The sequence below is a fragment of the Paraglaciecola sp. MB-3u-78 genome (assembly GCF_002835935.1).
Lineage (GTDB): Bacteria > Pseudomonadota > Gammaproteobacteria > Enterobacterales > Alteromonadaceae > Paraglaciecola.
This window is the reverse complement of record NZ_PJCF01000006.1, coordinates 908,147-931,288: the sequence shown is the minus strand read 5'-3', so window position 1 is coordinate 931,288 and position 23,142 is coordinate 908,147. Positions and strand designations below refer to the sequence as shown.

The 23,142-nt window shown below is 41.8% G+C and carries 27 protein-coding genes and 2 pseudogenes; 20 read left to right on the top strand and 9 right to left on the bottom strand.

Annotated elements, in window-relative coordinates:
* Positions 1-126 precede the first annotated feature (126 nt).
* Positions 127-948, top strand: coding sequence for a TIR domain-containing protein (locus CXF95_RS18710; RefSeq protein ID WP_101200063.1), 822 nt, complete (start codon positions 127-129; stop codon positions 946-948).
* 290 nt (positions 949-1,238) lie between these two features.
* Here the strand turns inward: CXF95_RS18710 and CXF95_RS18705 are convergent, their stop codons facing one another.
* Genes CXF95_RS18705 through CXF95_RS18690 form a run of 4 tightly spaced genes read right to left on the bottom strand, consistent with a single transcriptional unit; the run spans position 1,239 to position 4,546 of the window.
* A complete protein-coding gene (locus tag CXF95_RS18705) occupies positions 1,239-2,348 on the bottom strand; it encodes a transposase (RefSeq protein ID WP_255418931.1) in 1,110 nt (369 codons plus the stop codon).
* A 35-nt stretch (positions 2,349-2,383) separates the two neighbouring features.
* Positions 2,384-3,985 (bottom strand): transposase, encoded by a 1,602-nt coding sequence (locus CXF95_RS18700; RefSeq protein ID WP_101200061.1) that lies wholly within the window; start codon positions 3,983-3,985, stop codon positions 2,384-2,386.
* Entirely contained in the window at positions 3,978-4,175 is a 198-nt protein-coding gene (gene tnpB / locus CXF95_RS18695; protein WP_101200060.1) for an IS66 family insertion sequence element accessory protein TnpB, read from the bottom strand. Before tnpB ends, CXF95_RS18700 begins: the two co-directional genes overlap by 8 nt.
* Positions 4,172-4,546, bottom strand: coding sequence for a hypothetical protein (locus CXF95_RS18690; RefSeq protein WP_101200059.1), 375 nt, complete (start codon positions 4,544-4,546; stop codon positions 4,172-4,174). The genes tnpB and CXF95_RS18690 overlap by 4 nt, the downstream gene beginning before the upstream one ends.
* A gap of 472 nt (positions 4,547-5,018) precedes the next feature.
* Between CXF95_RS18690 and CXF95_RS18685 the strand changes: the two genes are divergently transcribed.
* From CXF95_RS18685 to CXF95_RS18660, 6 genes and pseudogenes are all read left to right on the top strand, one after another.
* On the top strand, positions 5,019-6,989 hold the full coding sequence (locus tag CXF95_RS18685; protein ID WP_101200058.1) for a CHASE domain-containing protein: 1,971 nt from the start codon (positions 5,019-5,021) through the stop codon (positions 6,987-6,989).
* Between the two features lie 181 nt (positions 6,990-7,170).
* Positions 7,171-7,572, top strand: a pseudogene (locus CXF95_RS18680) (transposase); the annotation flags it as partial.
* Positions 7,573-7,664: 92 nt separating this feature from the next.
* Positions 7,665-8,645, top strand: coding sequence for a transposase (locus CXF95_RS18675; protein WP_101200057.1), 981 nt, complete (start codon positions 7,665-7,667; stop codon positions 8,643-8,645).
* A gap of 315 nt (positions 8,646-8,960) precedes the next feature.
* Complete coding sequence (locus CXF95_RS18670; protein WP_101200056.1) at positions 8,961-9,752, top strand: hypothetical protein; 792 nt, start codon at positions 8,961-8,963, stop codon at positions 9,750-9,752.
* A gap of 58 nt (positions 9,753-9,810) precedes the next feature.
* Positions 9,811-9,945, top strand: coding sequence for a hypothetical protein (locus CXF95_RS31165; protein ID WP_255418930.1), 135 nt, complete (start codon positions 9,811-9,813; stop codon positions 9,943-9,945).
* A gap of 404 nt (positions 9,946-10,349) precedes the next feature.
* Positions 10,350-11,708, top strand: a complete 1,359-nt coding sequence (locus CXF95_RS18660) for an IS66 family transposase (protein WP_157828181.1) — start codon at positions 10,350-10,352, stop codon at positions 11,706-11,708.
* A gap of 20 nt (positions 11,709-11,728) precedes the next feature.
* Here CXF95_RS18660 and CXF95_RS18655 read toward each other — a convergent pair whose 3' ends face one another.
* Positions 11,729-11,968, bottom strand: coding sequence for a phage integrase N-terminal SAM-like domain-containing protein (locus tag CXF95_RS18655; RefSeq protein ID WP_232787917.1), 240 nt, complete (start codon positions 11,966-11,968; stop codon positions 11,729-11,731).
* A gap of 458 nt (positions 11,969-12,426) precedes the next feature.
* On the opposite strand from CXF95_RS18655, the gene CXF95_RS29650 reads away from it, so the two are divergent.
* The 8 genes from CXF95_RS29650 (at position 12,427) to CXF95_RS18620 (ending at position 16,748) form a co-directional block, all read left to right on the top strand.
* Entirely contained in the window at positions 12,427-12,576 is a 150-nt protein-coding gene (locus tag CXF95_RS29650; protein WP_157828179.1) for a hypothetical protein, read from the top strand.
* 391 nt (positions 12,577-12,967) lie between these two features.
* Positions 12,968-13,534, top strand: a complete 567-nt coding sequence (locus CXF95_RS31545) for a group II intron maturase-specific domain-containing protein (RefSeq protein ID WP_157828178.1) — start codon at positions 12,968-12,970, stop codon at positions 13,532-13,534.
* Positions 13,535-13,801: 267 nt separating this feature from the next.
* Positions 13,802-14,080 carry a type II toxin-antitoxin system RelE/ParE family toxin gene (locus CXF95_RS18645; RefSeq protein WP_101200052.1) on the top strand — a complete coding sequence of 93 codons (279 nt, stop codon included), beginning with the start codon at positions 13,802-13,804 and terminating at the stop codon, positions 14,078-14,080.
* Positions 14,080-14,373, top strand: coding sequence for a HigA family addiction module antitoxin (locus CXF95_RS18640; protein ID WP_101200051.1), 294 nt, complete (start codon positions 14,080-14,082; stop codon positions 14,371-14,373). The genes CXF95_RS18645 and CXF95_RS18640 overlap by 1 nt, the downstream gene beginning before the upstream one ends.
* Before the next feature lie 211 nt (positions 14,374-14,584).
* Entirely contained in the window at positions 14,585-14,836 is a 252-nt protein-coding gene (locus CXF95_RS18635; RefSeq protein ID WP_101200050.1) for a hypothetical protein, read from the top strand.
* A gap of 112 nt (positions 14,837-14,948) precedes the next feature.
* The gene (locus CXF95_RS18630; protein WP_101200049.1) at positions 14,949-15,680 is read left to right on the top strand and encodes a 1-acyl-sn-glycerol-3-phosphate acyltransferase; all 732 of its coding nucleotides are present in this window, start codon (positions 14,949-14,951) and stop codon (positions 15,678-15,680) included.
* A 125-nt stretch (positions 15,681-15,805) separates the two neighbouring features.
* Entirely contained in the window at positions 15,806-16,126 is a 321-nt protein-coding gene (locus tag CXF95_RS18625) for a hypothetical protein (RefSeq protein WP_101200048.1), read from the top strand.
* A 130-nt stretch (positions 16,127-16,256) separates the two neighbouring features.
* The gene (locus CXF95_RS18620; RefSeq protein ID WP_255418938.1) at positions 16,257-16,748 is read left to right on the top strand and encodes an IS1595 family transposase; all 492 of its coding nucleotides are present in this window, start codon (positions 16,257-16,259) and stop codon (positions 16,746-16,748) included.
* Between the two features lie 111 nt (positions 16,749-16,859).
* Here CXF95_RS18620 and CXF95_RS18615 read toward each other — a convergent pair whose 3' ends face one another.
* Positions 16,860-18,263 (bottom strand): Fic family protein, encoded by a 1,404-nt coding sequence (locus tag CXF95_RS18615; RefSeq protein WP_198556624.1) that lies wholly within the window; start codon positions 18,261-18,263, stop codon positions 16,860-16,862.
* A 779-nt stretch (positions 18,264-19,042) separates the two neighbouring features.
* On the opposite strand from CXF95_RS18615, the gene CXF95_RS18605 reads away from it, so the two are divergent.
* The gene (locus CXF95_RS18605; protein ID WP_157828177.1) at positions 19,043-19,468 is read left to right on the top strand and encodes a hypothetical protein; all 426 of its coding nucleotides are present in this window, start codon (positions 19,043-19,045) and stop codon (positions 19,466-19,468) included.
* 73 nt (positions 19,469-19,541) lie between these two features.
* Here CXF95_RS18605 and CXF95_RS18600 read toward each other — a convergent pair whose 3' ends face one another.
* Positions 19,542-19,844 (bottom strand): type II toxin-antitoxin system RelE/ParE family toxin, encoded by a 303-nt coding sequence (locus tag CXF95_RS18600; RefSeq protein WP_101200045.1) that lies wholly within the window; start codon positions 19,842-19,844, stop codon positions 19,542-19,544.
* Positions 19,844-20,083, bottom strand: a complete 240-nt coding sequence (locus tag CXF95_RS18595; RefSeq protein ID WP_101200044.1) for a type II toxin-antitoxin system ParD family antitoxin — start codon at positions 20,081-20,083, stop codon at positions 19,844-19,846. The genes CXF95_RS18600 and CXF95_RS18595 overlap by 1 nt, the downstream gene beginning before the upstream one ends.
* Positions 20,084-20,246: 163 nt before the next feature.
* Between CXF95_RS18595 and CXF95_RS18590 the strand changes: the two genes are divergently transcribed.
* Positions 20,247-20,543 carry a BrnT family toxin gene (locus CXF95_RS18590; protein WP_101200043.1) on the top strand — a complete coding sequence of 99 codons (297 nt, stop codon included), beginning with the start codon at positions 20,247-20,249 and terminating at the stop codon, positions 20,541-20,543.
* Positions 20,458-20,745, top strand: coding sequence for a BrnA antitoxin family protein (locus tag CXF95_RS31540; protein ID WP_369809328.1), 288 nt, complete (start codon positions 20,458-20,460; stop codon positions 20,743-20,745). Before CXF95_RS18590 ends, CXF95_RS31540 begins: the two co-directional genes overlap by 86 nt.
* A 91-nt stretch (positions 20,746-20,836) precedes the next feature.
* On the opposite strand, the pseudogene CXF95_RS31535 reads toward CXF95_RS31540, so the two are convergent.
* Positions 20,837-21,531: pseudogene (locus CXF95_RS31535) on the bottom strand (group II intron maturase-specific domain-containing protein); the annotation flags it as partial.
* Between CXF95_RS31535 and CXF95_RS18575 the strand changes: the two are divergent.
* Positions 21,463-22,269, top strand: a complete 807-nt coding sequence (locus CXF95_RS18575) for a group II intron maturase-specific domain-containing protein (RefSeq protein ID WP_232787913.1) — start codon at positions 21,463-21,465, stop codon at positions 22,267-22,269. The pseudogene CXF95_RS31535 and the gene CXF95_RS18575 sit on opposite strands and share 69 nt — an antisense overlap.
* A 182-nt stretch (positions 22,270-22,451) precedes the next feature.
* Entirely contained in the window at positions 22,452-22,730 is a 279-nt protein-coding gene (locus CXF95_RS18570) for a hypothetical protein (protein ID WP_101200041.1), read from the top strand.
* Positions 22,731-23,142: the final 412 nt, after the last annotated feature.

The following is a 23,142-nucleotide window of genomic DNA, read 5'->3' as shown; positions in this document are numbered from 1 at the left end:
GAAATTCAACAAGGACTAAAAACAGCGGGCTGTTCGCTTCGCTCCATTTTAGCCCACTATTTTTAGCCTGTTAATTAAGCGTTAGGCTATAAAAACACAACCGGCGTACTAGTAAGGAAGTATAGTTTGAGCACTGAATTTCTAGAAAATAACTTCGACAAAGTAAGTTACCTTGCGAATCTACTAACAGCTAGAGCTACAGGCCTATCCGCTGATGACGGTGAGTACCAAGAGTTACGCCACGAGCTATTGAGTAATACTGGTATAGCTATGCTACTTCCGAATTGGTTGCGCCAACATAGAAACCTCGATTCATTTTGGGGTTATATAAAACCCATGTATAGCAGCTATGCAGAAAGAAGGGCTTACTTATCAGAGCAGTTTACGCCTGTGTTAGACGCATTAGAGTTTGGAGGGTCGGATAATGTGCCGACGCACGCTGTAGTACAAGCTATGATGCCAGATTCCGCTTCAACTCCCCCACCTACTGTGGTTGCAAGAAACAAGCGTAAGGTATTTATCGTTCATGGTCGCGACAACGAGGCAAAGCAAGAGGTAGGCCGATTTATTGAAAAGCTTGGTTTAGAAACAATTATCTTGCATGAGCAAGCCAGCGCAGGCATGACCATAATTGAGAAAATAGAGCACTATTCAAATGATGCTGATTTTGCACTTGTCCTGTACACGGCCTGTGATCACGGGCGTGGTGCTCACGAGTCTAATATGCCCCCAAGAAACCGAGCACGCCAAAATGTGGTGTTCGAGCACGGTTATCTCATGGCAAAGCTCGGAAGGGAAAATGTATGCTCTCTGGTAAAAGACAATATAGAAACTCCAAACGATATTAGCGGGGTAGTGTATGTGTCTTTAGACCCGCTTGGGGCATGGAAGACTGAGGTAGCTAAAGAATTAAAGGCATGCGGTTATGCAATCAAAGATTTCTACTAACCACCCCAAAAAACCTAATAAATAAGGATAGGTCGCGTGCTTTTTCCGCGACTTAATCCTGTTGTTGGACAAGCCCGGTGTTGAAGGTGTCTGCTTTTATAGTAGATATATCGAAGGACGGCTGAGGAGTAACGATTTATTGTTGTAACATCTCTTTTTTATAGACGAGTTTGGCTAAGACCGCCATTATTACTACTTTAGCTGTCTGTTTTACTTACCTTTTTAGTTCTTTTTCTCTTGTCACCCCCCTTGGGTTTTTTTAGCGTTGTTGGCGTGGGCGCATCCTGTGCCTAGGCGCAATCCATTGCTGTGTTAGTTCGCTTTAATGTGAGCGACGATGGCCGTATTTGTGTGCGACTTCGAGCGCGCTTGATCCAGATAATGTGCAGTTTACCTTGGCAATGCGGGCAACACTTTTGGGTTAGCTTCCGGATGGGCGGTGGCGATAACCTGACCTTGAGCATCAGCTGAATACGTTGCAAGGTGCGTTTAGCGTTGCCGTGTAAAAAGCCGTAATCACGTGCCCGGCGAAAGCCTTTGGGTAACACATGTTGTATGACCCGCCACAGGAATTCGACCACAGGCTCGGTGAGGGTTTGGTATTGTTTGGTGGTGCTGTTTTTGTATCTAAAGGTGACCATACCGTTATGGCAAGACAGGATATTGTCTTCTTTGATAACACCGCGATACAGATAGCGAGCCAGATAGGTTAAGGCCTTGTCACCTTTACCGACATGCTTACAATCAGCATTCCATTTTTTGGGTGTGTTGGGCGGTAATCGATAACCTGCTTGTGCCATGGCCTGCACGAATTTACCCCGAAACACCCTGACCATATTGTCGGCTTTAAACAGGTAGAGTCCTTTTTTGTGTCGCCACAGGCCTCGGCGTTTGTTGAAGCTGCCCGCCGGTACAATTAGATGTACATGAGGATGAAAGTCCAAATTACGGGCATGAGTGTGTAATACGACGGTGAGTCCAGCACTGCCCAGTAGTTTTTTATCCCGTTTGAAGAAGGATTGTAAGGTGGCGACGGCGCAGTCAAATAGCATGTTGTAAGCCCACGTTTGATGATGCCATACAAACGGTCTTAACTGCCTAGGAACAGTGAAGGTCACCATGTAGTAATCGACGGGCAATAACTTTTGTTGTTGTCTGGTGAGCCAATCACCGTTGGCTAAATGCCCACAGGACGGACAAAAACGGTTGCCACAAGACAGATGTTGTACGGTATCGTACAGACAGTCCTCGCACTGACTAGCGATTTCACCGCAAGCTGGCGTATGACACGTCAGAATATGCTCAATGGTGCGGTGATGCACAGTCTGCATACGCTGACCATAGACGTTCAATAAGTCAGTTTGATGTGAGCTTACGGGAGCATAGCTTGACCTAGGCAAAAGCCTACGTCAGCCGATGTTTATTGAAATCGTGCTTAACTATTTTCCTGATAATTCCAGGGTAGGTATTTTTCTGGATGAGCTTTAGCTTGTGCTTGCTCTCGTTGCAGTAGCGTAAAGTAATCCATAACGTTGACGCCCGCTTCCATACCGGTTGCTATCATCGAGGTGATGACATCTCCGATTGTCGCGCCCAGTAATGTTTTGTGGAACATCGCGTTCTTTCTGTCTCTCACCACAATTTTCAGCATCGCTTCGATGCCGTTATTGTCGATTTTCGCGCCGGGCACGCTGCAAAACAGGCTGAGTCCTGCATAGTGTTTGATAAAGTATTTTATCGCTTTGCCTAAGCCACTGTTTTCTTCTATTGTTTCGTTTGCCAAATGGGTTTCACCCCACAATTTGATTTCTGCCATGACGGGCAACGAATGCGTTTGGTGATATTCAAGCCGTTTGGCTACGCTCAGTTGTTGCTCTTCTACGTGATGTTCGTGTGACCAGATCTCGCCATAGCGCGTTAAAATATGTTCAACTTCTTCCGGGAAATGGTTGATCACATCAACAAACTGCCGCCTTGCATGGCTGTTACATAACGATCCCATGGTTTCCCTCACCGTCGGGCGGTTGCTGGCAAGTGCGTCACTCATAATAATGGGCTGTGCACTGGATTGACTGCGGTTTTGTAAGATGCTGTCAATAAATTCACCGGCATGGCCGATATTGGTTTCGAATAACACGATGTGTTGATTGTTCTTCGTGGTAGCGATAACACCCGAGGTATACACACCACTGCGTAGCTGCGTTTTATCACTGTTACGTATTTTTTTCTCAATGGGCTTAGCATCCAGAATTCGGTGTGTGGTGTCATCAATGGCGTAATGCACGGCATCCGCAGACAGATTTAAAAGGTGGTGAAAGACCGGATAAATGGCATTGCACACCAGCTCAATCTGGTCAAACACCGTTGATGCGCTGATCTTCACGCCCAACAGCTTTTGAATACTGCTCTGGCGGTAAAAAGGTAACCCCGCGAAGTACTTGTAGATCGCCATCAAGGCGCACGCGGAATAACCGTATTTTCGGGTCCCCGGGCCCTCTTGCAGTACGTCCGGTGGCAGCTCCGCCGTGAAATAAGCCCCACATGTATTGCAGCGAACTCGCTCCATCACATGCTGCTCGGGCGTAAACGGACTGTGGCCGGTGATCCGCAAGAAACTGCCTGGCTCGGTTTTATATACCTTACCGGTGAGGCATTCTGGGCAATTATCCCCTTTACTGATGGTGGTTAACGGGTGAATAACCACGGTGGGTTTGACCGGCGTAAATCCCTTATCTGAAGAGGCGCTGGTCTGGCGCTTGTTACCAGGCTTTTGAGGCTTGGCGGGCTTTTGCTTTTTTGGCGTGACATCCGATTGTTTCTCAGATGATTTCTCTATTCCCAGCAATTTTCGTAACTTATGAATAGTAACGTTATGATGCGTTAAACGGTCCTGCATACTCGCCAACGTCAGCAACGCATCCAATAACAACTGGCTGTCTTGCTCACTTAACGCCAGGGTGTTTTCCTTGGCCTCAGTCACGCGGGCTATCAGCGCTTCCAGCGCCTGACCATCAATATCTGTAAAAGGTTTACTCACTGTTTCGCTTAGCCGTTTGTTGTGTGTGGATCATGGTTTTATTGCGATTAATAAACACAAATAAGATCCCGCCACGAGGCTCGTGCGTCAGCCTGCTACGGCAAAGCGCCGCTAAACCATCAATCCCCATGCGAAAATCAGCAGGCTCAGTGGCGATCAGGATCGGCGTTTGGGCCGTTAAATGGATCACGATCTAACTTCCTGGATCATGGCCACGAGTAGGGCTTGGGAAATATCCCCTGAAAGCGTTAATGCTGCACCATTACACAACCGAAGCTCGACACTGAGATGATCGTTAGCAACAGGCTCCCTCGCGCCTTGCCCAGGTGAGCGAATAAAGTCAGAGGATGTTGGGCTTGGTTCAACGGCTTCACGCCATTGTTTCAATTGTGTGCCACTGATCCGCAGCATCGCGTTGACTTTACTGGACGAGCAGTGTTCGAGTAGATCAACTGCTTGTTGGCGCAGTGCTTGTGGGGTTGCAGAACGCCGACTAAGCCGGTTTTTTCGCCACAGCTCAAATGCTTCAACGATCTGATTTGTTTTTTTAGCGATTGCCATATTTTCATCTTCAATGAATAAGTTGCAAACATTAAACCAGATCAAATTTACGAAGTTGCGCTATGCTGCCGCGAGCTCACAGTTGAAGCTGTTTAATTTATTCCCTAAAATTGTTTATTGCGTTTCACTTTGTATTTGCCGCTTATTGCTGCGCGCTAAGACCGCGGGGCTTCGCCAGCCACAATAAGGTCAGAATTTAGGCAAACGTTATGCACACCGTCTAGGGTGAGTAAAAGAGTCATTAACATGGTTCTCTCGGTGATTTATGGAGACTTAACTTTGCTGGATTGTGGACAACCCGGGCCAATCTTTGATATTTATCCAAGCGTCAGTCACAGAGTTGAATTAATATTTACGCAGTGCATGCGAATTTTATTCATAGTTTTCCAAGTATAAAAGATGTCATAATACATATTGAAAACGAAATTTAGAGGGACCTTTAATATCGAGTAATTTATCTACAGAGAAATTAATGCAGATGCAACGTAAAGTGAAAAAAAGTTATTTTAAGTTTATGCAAAGTACTTTTTCCTGTTGGTTTATATTTTCATTAAGTCTTTGTATTACCTTTGTTGCCTGGACGATCATTACTAAAGTTAACCAACGCCATACCCAAGATCTTTTTAAATTTGAGGTTGCCCAAACCCTTATCTCCATCGAACAGCATATGCAGGGATATGAGCAAGTATTACGTGGCGGTGTAGGGCTATTTAAATCGAGTGGTCGCGTTAGTCGCCTTGAATTTCATAATTATATCATTAATTTACAAGTCGATAAATATTGGCCTGGCATGCAAGGGATTGGTTATGCCGTTATTTTGAAACCAGAAGAAAAAGAGACATTTGTCAATTCGGTACGGCTGGAAGGTTTCAATGAATTTACTGTCTTTCCCGCAGGATTACGGGATCAATACACTAGTATTGTCTATCTTGAGCCATTCACAGCTAGAAATCAGCGTGCCTTTGGCTATGATATGTACTCAGAAAAGACTCGCCATAACGCTATGGATATTGCCCGCGATAATGGTGATATAGCATTTTCCGCCAAGGTTAAACTGGTTCAGGAAAATGGCAATGATTTGCAGAATGGATTTCTTATGTATCTGCCTGTATATCGCAATGGTGCCTCTATTGAAAATATTTCTCAGCGTCAAAAAGAACTTATCGGATATGTTTATAGTCCATTTCGTATTAATAATCTGATTAATGGTATTTTCTTAAATAATGAAAATAGACGCATCATTTTTTCAATTTATGATGGAGATTCAGAGGATGCAGATGATCTGCTTTACACGCCTAAAATAATTAAAGACAATTCATCTGGTGCAGATATAAAAGATTTTAAATCTGCTTTTTCTATCGTTAAAACGATTGAATTTCCAGGCCGATCCTGGACCATACACTTTGAAAGCACCTCCGTTTTTGAAACTAATATTGAAAATATGTTACCTAACTTAGTCGGCTTGACCGGTATAGTTGTAGCGCTACTTTTACTGTTTGTGATGCTAAACATTACCAGCAACAGTAGAAAAGCGCACCTAGCGAAAATGGAATTAGAAATATTAGTTGATCGACTAAAAGCAGGGGCTTCAGCAGGAATTGTAGGGATTTGGGATTGGGATGTTGAAAAAAACATTTTGAATTGGGACTCGGTCATGTATCAATTATATGGTTTAGAAAAGGCAGATTTTGCAGATTTATACGAGGCGTGGCTTGACAGAGTACATATAGATGACCGGTCGCATATTGACGGAGAAATACAGGCGGCTCTTAGACATGAGCGTGAATATTGTCCTGAATTTCGTGTGGTTTGGCCGGATAATTCGGTTCATTTTATTAAAGCGGTATCAAAAACCACATATGACAAAGCAGACAAGGCGATCCGGATAGTTGGGGTCAATTATGATATTACTGAGCAAAAAAACACGGAAATACGCCTTGATAAGGAGGCCTCGTTTGATCCGTTAACACAACTGCCAAATCGTCGTTTGCTCGACGATAGATTAAAGCAAGCTATAGCCTTTACTGATCGTAATAAAAATAATCTTGCCATTCTTTTTATTGATTTAGATGGATTTAAAAAAGTCAATGATGTTCACGGACATCAAGTGGGTGATTGGTTATTAAAAGAAGTCTCCAAACGTATCCAATATTGTTTGCGCGGTACCGACACAGTTGGACGGCTAGGCGGAGATGAGTTTGTCGTTGTACTCCCTGACATTTATGACAACGCAAAGGATGTGGCCACTAAAATACGCAAAACGATAGAAGAACCTTTTGTGATGACCAATAATGAAATCCTGTATATTTCTTTAAGTATTGGCGTAGCCATTTATCCTCAGCATGCAAAAAACCAAATTACCTTGATGGAATGTGCTGACAAAGCAATGTATGAGGCAAAGAAAAGAGGCCGTAATAATGTGGTGTTTTTTGATGATTTATAAATATTGTGACTTGCACATCGATTAACAAGGCGGTTTTTGATGCGCCCGAACAAACTAAAAAAAAGTAACCATATACCTATTTTAAAATAAAAGCTAAATAAGACACCCACTTTTAAAAAGTAGTAAAACAGCGGTTATGTTCTAATCTTTAAGGTACTCAAACAACCAAGGATGGTCTGTCATGCCTCAGCCACGTAAAAACCAAATAAGTTTAATGAATACCCCTTATTACCACTGCGTTTCTCGCTGTGTTCGTCGTTCTTTTTTATGCGGTGAAGATAAATTTACGGGGCAGAGTTATGAGCATCGCCGATGTTGGGTCGAGGAGCGTTTGTTATTTTTATCGTCGGTATTTTCTATTGGTATTTGTGCCTATGCAGTGATGAGCAATCATACCCACGTAGTGCTGTGTGTGGACAAAGACTTGGCAGATAACTGGTCAATGGAAGAAGTGATAAAGCGCTGGCACCAAATGTACCAAGGCACGTTATTAAGTCAAAAGTATCAAAGAGGGGATAAGCTCAGTAAAGGTGAATGTATCAGCCTAGATGAAACAGTGACGATTTACCGTCAACGTTTATATAAAGCTAAATAAGACACCCACTTTTAAAAAGTAGTAAAACAGCGGTTATGTTCTAATCTTTAAGGTACTCAAACAACCAAGGATGGTCTGTCATGCCTCAGCCACGTAAAAACCAAATAAGTTTAATGAATACCCCTTATTACCACTGCGTTTCTCGCTGTGTTCGTCGTTCTTTTTTATGCGGTGAAGATAAATTTACGGGGCAGAGTTATGAGCATCGCCGATGTTGGGTCGAGGAGCGTTTGTTATTTTTATCGTCGGTATTTTCTATTGGTATTTGTGCCTATGCAGTGATGAGCAATCATACCCACGTAGTGCTGTGTGTGGACAAAGACTTGGCAGATAACTGGTCAATGGAAGAAGTGATAAAGCGCTGGCACCAAATGTACCAAGGCACGTTATTAAGTCAAAAGTATCAAAGAGGGGATAAGCTCAGTAAAGGTGAATGTATCAGCCTAGATGAAACAGTGACGATTTACCGTCAACGTTTATATGACATCAGTTGGCTAATGAGAAACCTCAATGAATACATAGCCCGTGAAGCTAACAAAGAAGATAAATGCACAGGCAGGTTCTGGGAAGGACGATTCAAATCTCAAGCATTGTTAGATGAAAGTGCGGTTTTAGCGTGTATGGCTTATGTAGACTTAAATCCTATTCGCGCCAAGATGGAGACCACACCAGAAACGTCAAAACACACCAGTATCAAGCAACGTATACACTGTCTCATCAAAGGCGAACAACCTAAAAATCTGATGCGTTTTGTGGGCAATCACAGACAAGACATGCCTAAAGGCATTGCTTACAGCTTGATTGACTATTGTGAACTAGTGGATTGCACAGGGCGCTGTATTCGAGAGGATAAAGCAGGTTATATAGAGCAACATCATAGCCCCATTTTAGCGTGCCTAGGCCTCGACTCTGAGCAATGGTTGACTCTCACTACCGAGTTCGAACAACACTTCAGCACCGCCGTGGGCAGTGAACATATGCTGCAACAATTCAAACATCATACAAACCATCAACGTATACGAGGGATGGCAAAGGCCAGAGCTTTACTTCAATCTGCTTGAATTACAACCCCATATATGGTCAAAGTCACTAACACAAAATGTGTCAATTCCTGCTGTCTGTAATTTGAATTGAGCGACACATTTCACAGCATTCATCTACTTTAATTCCAAATAAGTCGAACTTGTCACTTTAAAACATAAATAGTGAGCTGATATCCAACAATTTTTGCTTGTTGAATACGTTATGATTGGGTACTTTATTACTTTGGGTGTCTAGTTAAGTTCATACACAATGACGATACCAATGACGCAGAATCTAAAATTGTACGTGCTGAACAGAGTATAGCAAAACAACGGATAGCGTTAAGGGCAGTATTGACTGCTTTCGGTCGTCTTGCTCGGACATATGATAACGTCAATCCTGCAGATCCAAGCTCTGACATAGAGTATAGAGCAAACCTTATGTTGAGTTTGGAAGTAGGTGGTCTTTCACTTGACGCGGTTTTTCCAGAACAAAAGCCACCTGTTCGATTTGAAGTACCATTTGATGCAAAACCATCATATTTTCTTGCGGTGGATCAGCGATTAAGCATTAAGATTGGAACTAGAAATAAATCGTTATTTAAAGCGCTAAATGGAAAAGATGGTGATTTTTCGGAAATTGAACCCAATGATTTTACCCAAGATAGAGATGTAAAGGACGCCTTGCTCCCTGTTTATTGGAAAGATAATGACAAAACACTTAGTAACTACAACATGATCGGCGCACCAACTGCTATTGTTAAGGGAGAAAATGTGTTCATTCCTGACACCCACTTTTCGATTGAAAACGCTAAAAATTATCCAGAGGACATACAAGTACTAGCAAAAGATTATTTTTATGGAGACAAGAAGGGTCGGTCAATTGTATCTATGCCAGTAGCAACTAGACACTTTAAGTGCGACCCAAATGAATTACCTAAACCTAGTATTTATTTTGGAACAATTAATCTATATCGTAACGAGGAAAATATCTTTTCAGGTCACAATGATAATTTTCGCTTTTTCTGTGATTTCACTAGGCCTTTGAGTCTCATCATGGGCAGAATGAGTGAAGCTCACCTAGGCACGTTGATCCTTCTACAAAAAAATAAACTAAATATAAAGAAAGTAGTTCCAACGGTTTAAATGGATTTTTCTAATTAAGAAATGTATTCTATAGTTGTATATTTAAAGAGGATATCGCATGTCAGAACAAGAATTAATGATATTAAAGAAAGCTGAGGCAGGTGCTGCGTTAGCTCAAGCAAAGAAGCTAGTTGTTGATACTCGCAGAATGCTTTTGAATTCTGGCAATGAGAAAAAATTAGCAACGGCTTAAGCGAAGAATGTCTAAAACGTCTGTCATAGCGAACCTAGATAGGCGTTTTTTTACGCCTTTAAAAAGTCAAATTAACATAACACATGCGATTATTGATGCCAATCTTCACCTTTCTTGGTTCACCAAAGAGTTCCTATAATACATGTTATGTTAAATAGCTCAGAATCCTCCTTGTGTTCATGAAACATCAATAATCACACTTTCGATGTTTTTCTAGCTAGTTACTGACTGGGAGCTCTGAGCCTAATACCGGACAGTCGAGCGATAAGCCTGAGGGTGAAGTTTGTGCCAACTCCGGTCATTGGGCACCTTTGATTGTTACTTCGGCTATACGCCCAAAGCGGACTAAACAACTTAACGGGTTGAACGGTAAACTTGGTAACAAATGATACGTTTCAGCGAACCTGACCCCGCAGGTTAACGAAGCCGAAGCGACCAGTGAGCCAGAACAAACTGAGCCTGAGTTACCGACCACAAGCGAGCCTAAAGCCAAAACCGGTCGCAAACCCTTTGCTAAAAACCTACCACGCACCCAAGTGTTTGCGTATTTGTCAGATACTGAAAAAGAAGGCGCAATCAATACCTTCTTTGTGAAAGTCAGAGAAGAGCTAGATATTATCCCTGCCAAAGTACAGGTACTAGAGTACATGCAGGAAAAGGCGGTGTTTAAAGACGAACAAGGCACAACCACCATGAAAGCGGCTGAGGTCATTAAACACCCTGTACCCAAAGCCATGGGCAGTATCAACTTAATGACCTACATCATTATTGCTAAATACGCCGATGGCATGCCGCTTTATCGATTAGAGGGGATTATCGAACGATACGGGGGCAGCATATCAAGAACAACACTCGCCAACTATGTCATTGCGCTAGGCAAACAAATCCAACCCTTAATTAACTTATTAAGGGAGACTCAGCATGCCGGCTCACTCATTATGGCGGATGAAACCCGCATTCAGGTATTAAAAGAGCCAGGGCTTGCGCCCACGGGCGATAAATTTATGTGGGTGACACTCGGCGGTAAAGCCGACCAACAAAGCGTGCTGTTTGACTATGACCCATCGCGTGCTCGCCATGTGCCTATGCGCTTGCTACATGGATTTACTCATGGCTACCTGCAAACCGACGGTTATGCAGGTTACAACGAAGTGTGCCGCAAAAACCAGCTCATTCAATTAGGCTGTATGGATCACGCTCGCCGCAAATTCATCGAGGCACAGCAATCACAACCTAAAGGGAAAAAAATAAAAGCCAGCAAAGCCGACATGGCCTTGAGCCTGATTAACAAGCTCTATGGGATTGAGCGCACCATCAAACATGCTAGCAATGAGAAAAGACTGGCCGTTCGCCAAGCTAAGAGCATGCCGATATTAAACACACTGCAGGCATGGCTCACGGCAAACAAACCGCGCGTGGCCACCGACAGTTTAACTGGCAAGGCCATGACCTACTTGCATAATCAGTGGGATAAACTCACTGTGTATTGCACAGATGGGCAGCTTCGCATCAGTAACATTATGGCTGAAAACGCCATTCGCCCTTTTGCCGTTGGGAGGCGTGCATGGTTATTCGCCGACACACCTGCTGGCGCAAACGCCAGTGCCGCACATTACAGCTTGATTGAAACCGCTCGGTTACATGGCATTGAGCCATACGCATATCTCAATACTATATTCAAAGCGATACCCTATGCGAAAACGGTGGAAGATTTTGAAGCGTTATTGCCGTGGAACTATAAGCGCAGTATTACGACTGTTTGATACGTGGGTTGATTAGCCGCTTACCCTGATAACGTGGCATTGATGGTGATATTCGATGTACCTTGTTCGGCTAATGCTATCTGACATTGCCGTAACTCCTGTGATGTGGCATGTGCTGGCGAGTGTTTAAGGTACTCGGACAGCTTTGCCACCGCACGAATGTAGCCAATCTGGGTTTTAGGGCTGAGTTTACGCATGTTCATATCATCTATCATGCGCTGACGAAGGGGACTAATGGTTTTAATCAGTTGAGTCATCATTATATTCCTAAGTAAGTTCAGGGCGAATTACCCTTTACTCAGCTTAGAAGCGGAACAGTAATGGTGAGATGTTTTGCGTGATCAAAGGGGACAACCCTACCGCGAGAGCGGTTTAGTCCTTTCGCTCATACCGGACAGTCAACATCATGACTGACATCCCATCAAACGCGACCCTTTCACCGTCTTATTAGCAAACCACGGCAAATCAAGCGATGGCATAGCTCGTGAATGGCAGGCACCACAGACCTGACTCTTTAATTCAAATGGATATGTCGGTATTTTTTACATTTACATATATTGGCAACAGGCATAATAATTTATCACCTTGTTTTATATGATTTTTTATTATTCGGCATGTAAATTGCTTTTACATATTTTAAGTTTAATACCATCAACCCACTCTATAAAAGTCTGTCGCGCATAATGCGCTAGAGACAAAGAAATCAAAGGAATTATTAATGTTTAAGAAGTTACTACCCATTTTGTTTTTATTTACTGGTTTTCAGGCGAATGCGTCAATAATTAATGTAACAGATGGGATACGTGTCGGTACAGGTGATGTCACTGGGGCCACTGGTATTTTGGTGGGCACAGGTATATATGTCTAGTTAAGTTTAGTTAAGTTCATTGGGTGTCTAGTTAAGTTCAGTGGGCAGTGAACATATGCTGCAACAATTCAAACATCATACAAACCATCAACGTATACGAGGGATGGCAAAGGCCAGAGCTTTACTTCAATCTGCTTGAATTACAACCCCATATATGGTCAAAGTCACTAACACAAAATGTGTCAATTCCTGCTGTCTGTAATTTGAATTGAGCGACACATTTCACAGCATTCATCTACTTTAATTCCAAATAAGTCGAACTTGTCACTTTAAAACATAAATAGTGAGCTGATATCCAACAATTTTTGCTTGTTGAATACGTTATGATTGGGTACTTTATTACTTTGGGTGTCTAGTTAAGTTCATTAAACCAGCTATCGAGAAATTCCTCTTGGACAGAGGGCTGACTCTATCTGAGGAGAAAACTACCATCACGCATATCGACGATGGTTTTGATTTTCTAGGCCAAAACATTAGGAAGTACCAGAACAAACTTCTAATCACTCCTTCCAGGGAGTCTACTAGAAGCCTTCTTCTTAAGGTTAAGGCAATAATCAACACTCATCGAGGTTTGGCAACCGATGTCCTGATTCGAAAACTTAACCCCGTTATTCGAGGTTGGGCATATTTTCATCGACATGTAGTTGCCAAAGCGACCTTCTCTTACATTAGGCATCGTATCTTCAAATTCTTGTGGCGCTGGGCTATCAGGAGGCATCCACATAAAGGCAAACGTTGGATTCGACGTAAATACTTCAAATCCATCGGTGGCGACAATTGGGTCTTCTCCTGTTTAGCCCTTAACAAGGAAGGGCCACTCGTTCTCAAAGTATTTGACATTGGCAGTGTTTCTATCCGGAGACATATTAAGATCAATGCTAAAGCTACCCCCTTCGATCCAGACTATGATAGGTATTGGAATCAACGTAAGCTTTATTCGTTGCAATACCTGTGTTAATTCCGCTATCTTTGTTTCTAACATGCCGGGTCTGCTTCACAGCTTATAGCCTTAAAGGGGCTTGAGCCGTGTGCGGTGAAAGTCGCATGCACGGTTCTTAGGGGACTTGGGGCTCGAAAGAGCCCCCGGTTACCCGATTACACAAGTTTATTAAATATCGTTACGGCCAAAAAACGGCCTTCACTGGACGCGTAAAAAACGCGCGCCATTTATAAAAAGCGTTATATTTTTATCGACAGGTGATGCGCATCACGCTACAATTGATTTATGATTAAATCTTTTAAACACAAAGGTCTTAAAAAGTACTTCAAAACTGGCAGCGTGTTCGGTATTCAGGCAAAGCATCAGCGTAAATTACGTATGCAACTAACTGCTATTGATACCGCTCAGGAAATTGAAGATATCAATTTACCCGGTTTTAAATTACATCCTTTGAAAGGCAATAGGGATGGGATTTGGTCTATTACAGTAAACGGTAATTGGCGCATTACTTTCAAGTATATTGACGGCAATGCTTTTATTCTCGACTATGAGGACTACCACTAATGAGTATGCATAATCCACCGCACCCAGGGGAGTTCATTTACGATGTTTATTTGGAGCCTTCTGGTTTTAGTTGTCGCTATTTAGCAAAACAATTGGATGTCGCATCTTCCACTTTAAACAGAGTGCTAAAAGGTCAAAGTGCTATCTCTCCAGAAATGGCACTTCGCTTGTCAAAAGCGATTGGCAGAACTCCTGAGAGTTGGTTAGCAATGCAAGATAATTATGATCTTTGGCATGCTAAACAGAAAATTAACCTGACTAATGTTCACTCAGTAAATTTTGCAGCAGCATAAAAAATATAACAAACAAATTAGGGTCGACGCGTAAAAAGCGCGCGCCTCCTATTCGAAGCGTTATGTGTACTACAAATTGGTTTGATTCATCAATGTTTGGTGTAAATTATTTATAAAACAAATTTAATTCACCGTAAGTTACTGATATTTTGTGAATATTTATTGGTGCGATGATTGCTTAATACACGTTTTAACTTTAAAGAAATGAAGAATGTTCAATTTGTTATTAGTTATCCTGACTTTTAGTTCGCCAATATTAATTGGTATATTTATCTCAAAATACTTTAAATATAAATCTGAGCTTAATGATCAGCTTCAGCAACTTCGCAAAGAAATTGACGGTAAAAATACCGTTGAGTTACAAAAAGAAGTCGAGTTGCTTAGAGATCGTACAGAGGTATTAGAACGCATCGTAACTGACTCTAAATTCGATTTAGATCAAAAAGTATCAAAGTTAGCGTAACCGTACACATACAAGAAATTCAACAAGGACAAAAAATAGCGGGCTTTTTGTCACTTCGTTCCTATTTTAGCCCACTATTTTTTGCCTGTTATTTGGGCGTTAGGTGACAATCATGGGTACGACCTCACAAATTGCTCGGTACGCACTGGCTCTTGCGCTGATGGCGCCTCTTTTGGGAGGCGCATTGGTTATTGCCCCTTTTTCCGACCGCTTAGGCAGGCGAATGGTGCGGGCTTGGAACCAAGCCTTTCTGTCCATATTTGGCATATCGTTCGAAGTGCAGTACGATATCGGGCCCGAGCAACTTCAGCAGGGCGGGATAATCGTCGGGCTGACACAACAGAGCATTATTGACCCCACGGTAGGGTTCGCGGCTTGGGACAAGCCGGTCAAGGCAATCTGGAACATCGAGTACGCGCTAATTCCATTTTTCGGCTGGGTCTCGTTTATTCTCGGCTGGGTCATTATCCGCCAGAATCCTTCTCAATCAAAACGCCAGATTGAGAAGGCGGCGAAGTACGCTGCAAATGGTGGCCTGGTCTACTTGTCTGCTGAAGGAAAACGCAGTGTCGACGGCAGCCTGAGCCCCTACAAGAAAGGGCCCGTTGTCATGGCAATCAGTGCCCAGGTCCCGTTATGCCCAGTTTATATAGCGGGTAGCCGACAATGTATGCCGCCCGGAGCCTGGAAAATCCGCCCGGGGAAAATCATCATGAGGTATTTAGCCCCGATACCAACCACTGGCATGACATACGCGGATCGACATTCACTGCTTGAGCACCTACGGATAGTGGGTGAGAATGAGCATTCACGATCGGTCAACGATCATGAGTCTGTCACCTAACAAACGCATAAACACGCTCGCAAGCTCGCTAGGACAACTACTCGCTAGCTGCGGCTCATTCTTCGCCAAGTATAGCCAGCAAGTATTTGCCCGTTATGCGAAGCGTTTTATATTTGAAGGGAAGCATGTCACACAATCATACATTTTCTGTAAATGACTGGCCTTTTGATTGCGCTATAAACACCTGCGTTGTAACAACTAAATTTGTTTATGATAAGAGTGAGCCAATTGTTCAGGCACTTGTAAACACCACTCACTATGAAGATGGTGAATGGCAGTTCATGTGCAATACAACAGATGATCCAGATGATGGCATGGTTGTTTGTATGGGCTGCTTTTTTCAAAAATTTCCAGAAATTGCTGAATTAGCTAGTTTGCCTCTGGGTTGGGATGCTTACAGAGAAGATGTAACTCAACCTTGGGATATAGAGAAATTAGAGCTTTGAAATACAAATATAACAAGTTGCCTAAAATCGCCGCAAACAACGCGGCTGGGACAAATACTCACTGGGCAAAGCCCAACAACGTTCGCATTTGCCCCTTGGCAAAGCGTTATAGCTCTTAAAGCGCGGTGGTATTGGGAATAAAAAACTTAAAGGCGATCAAGTTCCTGCTCTAATAGTGCGTGACCGAAACGGAGGGCTTACTGACTTTGTACTTGATGCTCCAAACAATAAAGAAATTCACGGGGCTTTAGAGCCAATTATCACAGATCAATCTATATTATGTACAGACAGCAATCAGGTTTACAAGTCGTTTGCTAAAGATCATGGGATTAAACATTATCGCAATATAACATCCCAAGGAACTCGTGTGATTAAGCGGGTTTATCACATTCAAAATGTGAACAATTATATGAGTCGATTAAAGACATGGATGGCAAAATTTCACGGTGTAGGAACCGCTTATCTGCACCAATATTTAGGATGGATGCGAGCACTTGAACACGCTCCAGCTTCCGGTGATTTTACGCTTGAAATGCTCTTCAATGCCGCATTCAAGCATGAATACTTAGCAATAAACAATAAAAAGAGCACGGATAATGCTGGCTTAGAAGTACCATTCTAAAAGCGTTATGTGCCACCTAAGTTGCGATTAGAGACGTTCGAGGTTGCTGCTTACTCAGATCAAAGTAGCACATAATCCTAATTTAGTTTTTAAAACATGATTTAATACTTTTCATTCATTAGACCACTTTTTGAACAATGCTTCGGTAATACCTAACCCTACAATAGCCCCTACATGCAAGCACTCTAAGTCATTACTTGTCATTGCAACAAACTTTTCAGGTGATTCAATTTGATTTTCATTACAGTATTCAAACAAAAAGCTTTTGATTCTATCACCTTTATAGCCATTTCTTATGGCGAGACCCATGGCATCTTTACGGGCAACTCTAAATTGAATTCGATATGAATCGATCTCACCCAAGGACTCTTTAACTACACTATATTGCTCGCAAGATCTCATATATGCCCACTCGAATAACTCTATGGCAGGCAATAATTTATTAGTCTCGTAAAAATACAACAGCGCCTTGAAATAGTCTTCCTGAGGAACATCAACAAAACTTAAAGGACATAAATTTGTTTTAATAAAAGGTATGTTACAGGTCAACCTAGCAGTTCTTTTATTTACATCTTCAAATGCCTGCAAATACGACAATTGGATTAATAAGAAAAAGCTTTGTTCAAAAGGGTCTATAATTTTCTCAGCTTTCAATAGCAGCAAGGAAAAATATTCTTTAATTTGATGAGGATTATTTAATGGTGTGTACGCAGACTTTCCAATAAATACTTCTATTTCACGTTCAGCACCGCATGCATTCACATTAGCTAGTAAGTCCTGTGATAACAGAGAGTGAATATTTCTTATTATAAATGGGCTAAGTGTAATATGTTCTGCACTTTCAATTATGAACTGAATTGCTTCTTTGTGGTTCATTATCATTACAGTCTCTTCCTCAACCTTATCTTTAGCTAACATACCTTGCTCGATAAGCTGTTTAGTATCCAACTTTGTATATGTATTACCTTCTAGGCGACTAGAGTTGTATGATAAATCTATTAGCAATCTTTGTGCTATTTGTTTTGCATAAGTACCCGCAGCCAAGGCATTATCAAATCGCTTACCAATAGAAAGCATACGTTCCCGCGCTTCAGCAGGCATATACGTAGTCTCATTCGGAATATAATCATTAAGCAGGTCGAAGTTATAAGAGGTTTTAGTACGTCCAAATTGAGGTGTATCTAAATATGAGAGTGCCTCTAAAGACTTAGCAGAAAATATAGGGTGATTGAATTCGCTAGATTGTTTTTCAGGCGCATAGTTAGCAACATTATCTGGTTTAGTAGTTGAACTGCTCAACGAATTATCAGCAAGCCGATAAGTTCGAAACTTCTTTTCGCCAACGCAATTAACATAGCCATTGTCCATCAATGACTTTAATCTTCGCTGAATAGTTTTCTTGTTTAACATTCCGTCTAGATAATCATCTATAGCACCAACAGAAGCTGACTTTCCCATGTTCCGCAAACAACTTATGATGGTATCCAATTCTTGTTTTATTTCGATCTGTTTCATTACATTCCTAGATTGTATGCATCCACCCTAGGAAGCATTGCTGCGCTATTTCAACATTTATGTCCATAAGATATGGGTTTATTGGACATATTTCAATATTTATGTCCATTAGATACAGGTTTATTGGACATATTTCAATATTCGTGTCCATTAGATACAAGTTTATTGGACACACTTCAATATTTATGTCCATTAGATACAAGTTTATTGGACACACTTCAATATTTATGTCCATTAGATACAAGTTTATTGGACATATTTTAATATTTATGTCCATTAGAAGGGGGATCGTGTAGATATTTCTGAATGCCTGATGTTCGCTCATTGCAGCCAGTAAAAATTTACACCTAGCAACAACTTTACTTAGATAATAGTTGATATTTAAATGTCAAACGTCAATATAGATATAGTCACATCTATTTATCAAATACTTAAGTTTGAGGGAGTTTGATTGTGGTGAATACCACTACTTAACGCGAATACAGCCATGTTTATACAGTTATAGTCTCGCCCCCCGTATATATGCAAGATATTATGTAATCCCCGTATTTCCGTAGAGCAAGAAATAGACGAATAAAAAACCTTCGCATTTGCAATAAGTTATCCTCAATGTTAAAAATAATGATTATAAATCAAACGCAACGACCCGTACTTAAACACGGGGGCTTGCTATTTATTAATATTATGTTCACCGAAATTTTGGCTGTAGATTTATAAAAAGGATAATGATGAGAATTCTAGCAATAGTTATAGCCTTACTGATTCAAGGCTGTGTAAGTATGGACAAGGAATCTGAAGGTGCTAGATTTGAAATGAATGAAAAACCATCAAATGGTCAAGCCTTAGCTTACTTCTTCCAGCCTGATATGGCGGGTGTATGGGGATGCTTATTGGTTGGTGTTGATGATGTTCATAAAGGTTGTATTGGTTACCCAGGCTTTGCAAAAGTCGAAATTGAACCAGGATCTCGCAAAATATCATTTACTCCCAATGCACTAATCAAAATTGCAAACTTATCTTATGATTACGACTTTGAATCAAACAAGGTCTATTATTTTGAGTATCAGCATTTCAAAAGTAAAGCTGAATCAAAAAGAGCAGTAGAAAGTCATTACAATATGCTACTTGACTATCATTTAGGTTGGGTATTGCTCGAAGAATCAGAGGCTATTAACAAGCTGAAAACTTTAAAGGCTTGGCAATAGTAAACATAACAAAAACATTATGTGGGAATTTTACTCGCTGTAAAGCGCTCCCAAAATCCCCATATATTAAGCGTTATGGGTTCTTGAGTTGTGCTTCGGCGTCCATCCGTTTATGTAATAAACGAACAATTTCAATTTCAGATTGATTTACACTGTGATAGAAAACTAAATGGCTGGCAGCAGGAAACTTCCTATATCCCTCCTTAATAAAATCACATTTACTACCTACAACTGGAGTTTTTGATAGCATATGGAAAGCATCGTCAAATTGTCGCAAATAAATCTTTCGTTGCTCTTTACCCCATTTTCTTTGAGTGTAGACAGCAATCGACTTCAAATCAGCTTTGGCTTTATTGGTAAGTGTAAATGCCCTCATTAACCAAGTTCGTTATCGAGTTCATTCATAAGGCTCTCGTAACTATACTCAGCGGTGCCACTTTGTTCACCTTCTTCAATCAGGTGTCGCAGAGTTGCAATTTTCCGTTCATTGTCTTCAAACATTCTAAGGGCGGCACGCACCACCTCACTCGCAGACGCAAACCTACCTTCACCGATTTGATGAGCTATAAAGCCATCAAAGTGCTTACCGAGGGTCATACTAGTATTTTTTGGCATAAAGACGCTTTAAATATCAATAATGGGTACTTAATGGTATGTACCCATAACAAGTGTGTCAAGTGGATTAATTTTCGCTGCTTCGCACTTCTAATTAACCACTTACTCAAGCGTTATCCTACACGAGGTTGATTTTAACTTACAATGTAACTACACTTTAATTATGGATGATTTTAATTTTCAGTGGGACATAGTAAAAGCTGCTGCTAATTCTAAGAAGCACGGTGTAAGTTTCGATGAAGCTAAGACTGTGTTTTCTGATGCTCTAGCCCGGTTGATACCCGATCCCGACAGCTCATACGGAGAAGAGCGATTTATTATTTTAGGTCAAAGTACAACTAGTTGCTTGCTGATTGTTTGTCATTGTTATCGCGATGATGGTGATGTTATCCGAATCATTTCGGCACGTAAGGCAGATAAACGAGAGCGTAAAATCTATAAGGATTTCCATAATGCGTGAACACTATGACTTTAAGGATTCCATAGAGAATCCCTACGTAAAAAAAACGAAGAAACAAATAACTATTCGATTAGACAAAGACGTAATTGGCTACTTTAAAAAGCTATCGGAAAAGAACGGTATACCTTATCAAAATCTCATCAATCTATATTTAAAAGATTGCGCAGATTCACAAAAAGAGCCGAAGGTAGATTGGCAGTGAAGGATAATCGGGTAGCCGGAGGTCTCTAACCTCCAGCCCCCACAACACCCTGCACCGAAACGTCGGCCCGGGCGACTCCGCACAGGGCGTTTCACTTAGGATAGTGAAGCGCAATCCAACCATCACGTAATGAATAAAGCCCTTCGGATTTTAAGTAATCAAGCGACAGAGCTTGATTGATCCCCGGGGTTTTAGCACTACGCCATGGTCCTTTACTGGTGATACCACACGCAACCGCAGCTTGTACATGCACCCGAGCGTCGGACCGTCCTAATCTCATTAGATTTCTCACTTTGGTGCGGGGCTTACGCCACTGCCGCCAATACGCCATTCTCACTCTGCGCCTGATCCATTGATCCAGAACGACACAGCGTTGATAACAATTAGCGATCCCAAAGTAATTTATCCAGCCACGTAAATACTGGCTGATTTTAAAGAGTTGGTAACGCATCGACACGCCCCAGTTACGGTTCGTTAACCGCCGAACTTGCTGTTTAAACTTGAGCAAAGTCTTCGAATGCCATTGAATGCGTCCTCTCTTGAACGCGGATCCAAGGAATTTGCTTTCACTGGTTTTAACGACGTGGCTTTTAGTCGTGTTAACGGCCAATTTCAAGCGGTGACTCAGGAATCTGCTGATACTACCAAGCACACGCTCACCCGCTATGCGGACGACTTTACCAAAATGGTAAAGTCGTCCGCATAGCGGGCAAACTGGTGCCCTCGTTTCTCAAGCTCTTTGTCCAGGGGATCAAGCATGATGTTAGCCAACAAAAGAGACAATGGTCTCCTTGTCTAGCCAACATAGCACTGGACGGATTGGAGGCGATTGTTAAATCCGCAGCGCCACCTAACTACAAAGTAAATTTTGTCAGGTACGCAGATGACTTTATAGTGACCTGTCAGTCCGACGAAATTCTCCGCTATCAGGTTAAACCGGCTATCGAGAAATTTCTCTTTAGTAGGGGGCTTACTCTATCTGAGGAGAAAACTGCCATCACGCATATCGACGATGGTTTTGATTTTTTAGGCCAAAACATTAGGAAGTATCAGGGCAAACTTCTAATCACTCCTTCCTGGGAGTCCTCTAGAAGCCTTCTTCTTAAGGTGAAGTCAATAATCAACATTCATCGTGGTTTGGCGACCGATGTTCTGATCAGAAAACTTAATCCCGTTATTCGAGGTTGGGCATATTATCATCGACATGTGGTTTCCAAAGCCACCTTCTCTTACATTAGGCATCGCATTTTTAAGTTTCTATGGCGCTGGGCTATTAGGAGACACCCACATAAAGGCAAACGCTGGATTCGACGAAAGTATTTCAAATCCATCGGTCGCGATAACTGGGTCTTTTCCTGTGTAGCCTTTAACAAGGAAGGGCCAATCGTACTTAGAATCTTTGACATTGGAAATGTTTCTATTAGGAGGCACATCAAGGTTAAAGCTAAGGCCACCCCCTTCAATCCGGACTATGATCTATATTGGAATCAGCGCAAGTTTTATTCGTTGCAATACCAGTATTGAGTCAGGTATCTTTGTTTCTAGCATGCTGGGTCTGCTTCATAGCTTATAGCCTTAAAGGGGCTTGAGCCGTGTGCGGTGAAAGTCGCATGCACGGTTCTTAGGGGACTTGGGGCTCGAAAGAGCCCCTGGTTACCCGATTACACAAGGCAATCAAAAGGACTAAAAAAAGTTGGCTGCCGTTCGTGCCTCACTATTTTAGCCAACAATTTTTAGCCTCTTATTGGGGCGTTGGTAATTATCCGCCGGTTGACAATACCAGCCTAGTAGGAACATTTGAAGCCAGAGCCAAAGCTGGCGGAGGATATGTTTGGGATACAGTACTAGAATATAGAGTTTGGTGCAGCACAAGTGATGGCGCACCAGACTTATATGAGGGTAATGACTATTATTATGTATTTGAAACCTGCGAGGACACACTAGATTTTTCCAAGAAGAACTTAGGATGTGAAACAGAGGCCTAGTATAGAAGATGCAATGTAAGCTCGTTCTTTTACGAGTTGCCCTCATCTGTTTTTATTGTGCTTATTTTCGGGTTCGCGAGCGCATAATGTTTGATTCCCGCTTATCAGCATCAGTTGTTGTTTGAGCGTTAAACGAATATTATTTTTACCGAAATGATTAACGCAAGGAGACATGGATTGTTTTATCAACTTAATAGTAATTCAACCAGATATAAAAAAATCTCAATCGGAAAATTACTCGCTGGGCTTCACCCAAAACGCTTCGTATTTTCCGTTTCGGAAATAAAGACTTATTTTTAAAAAATAGCAAAACAACTAAATTAGAGATTCTGGGCGTACACAAACAAAAGCATCAAACACAAAAAAATCGCGCGCCAGTGCTTTGAAGCGTTAGCCGTATAGTTGTAACCTC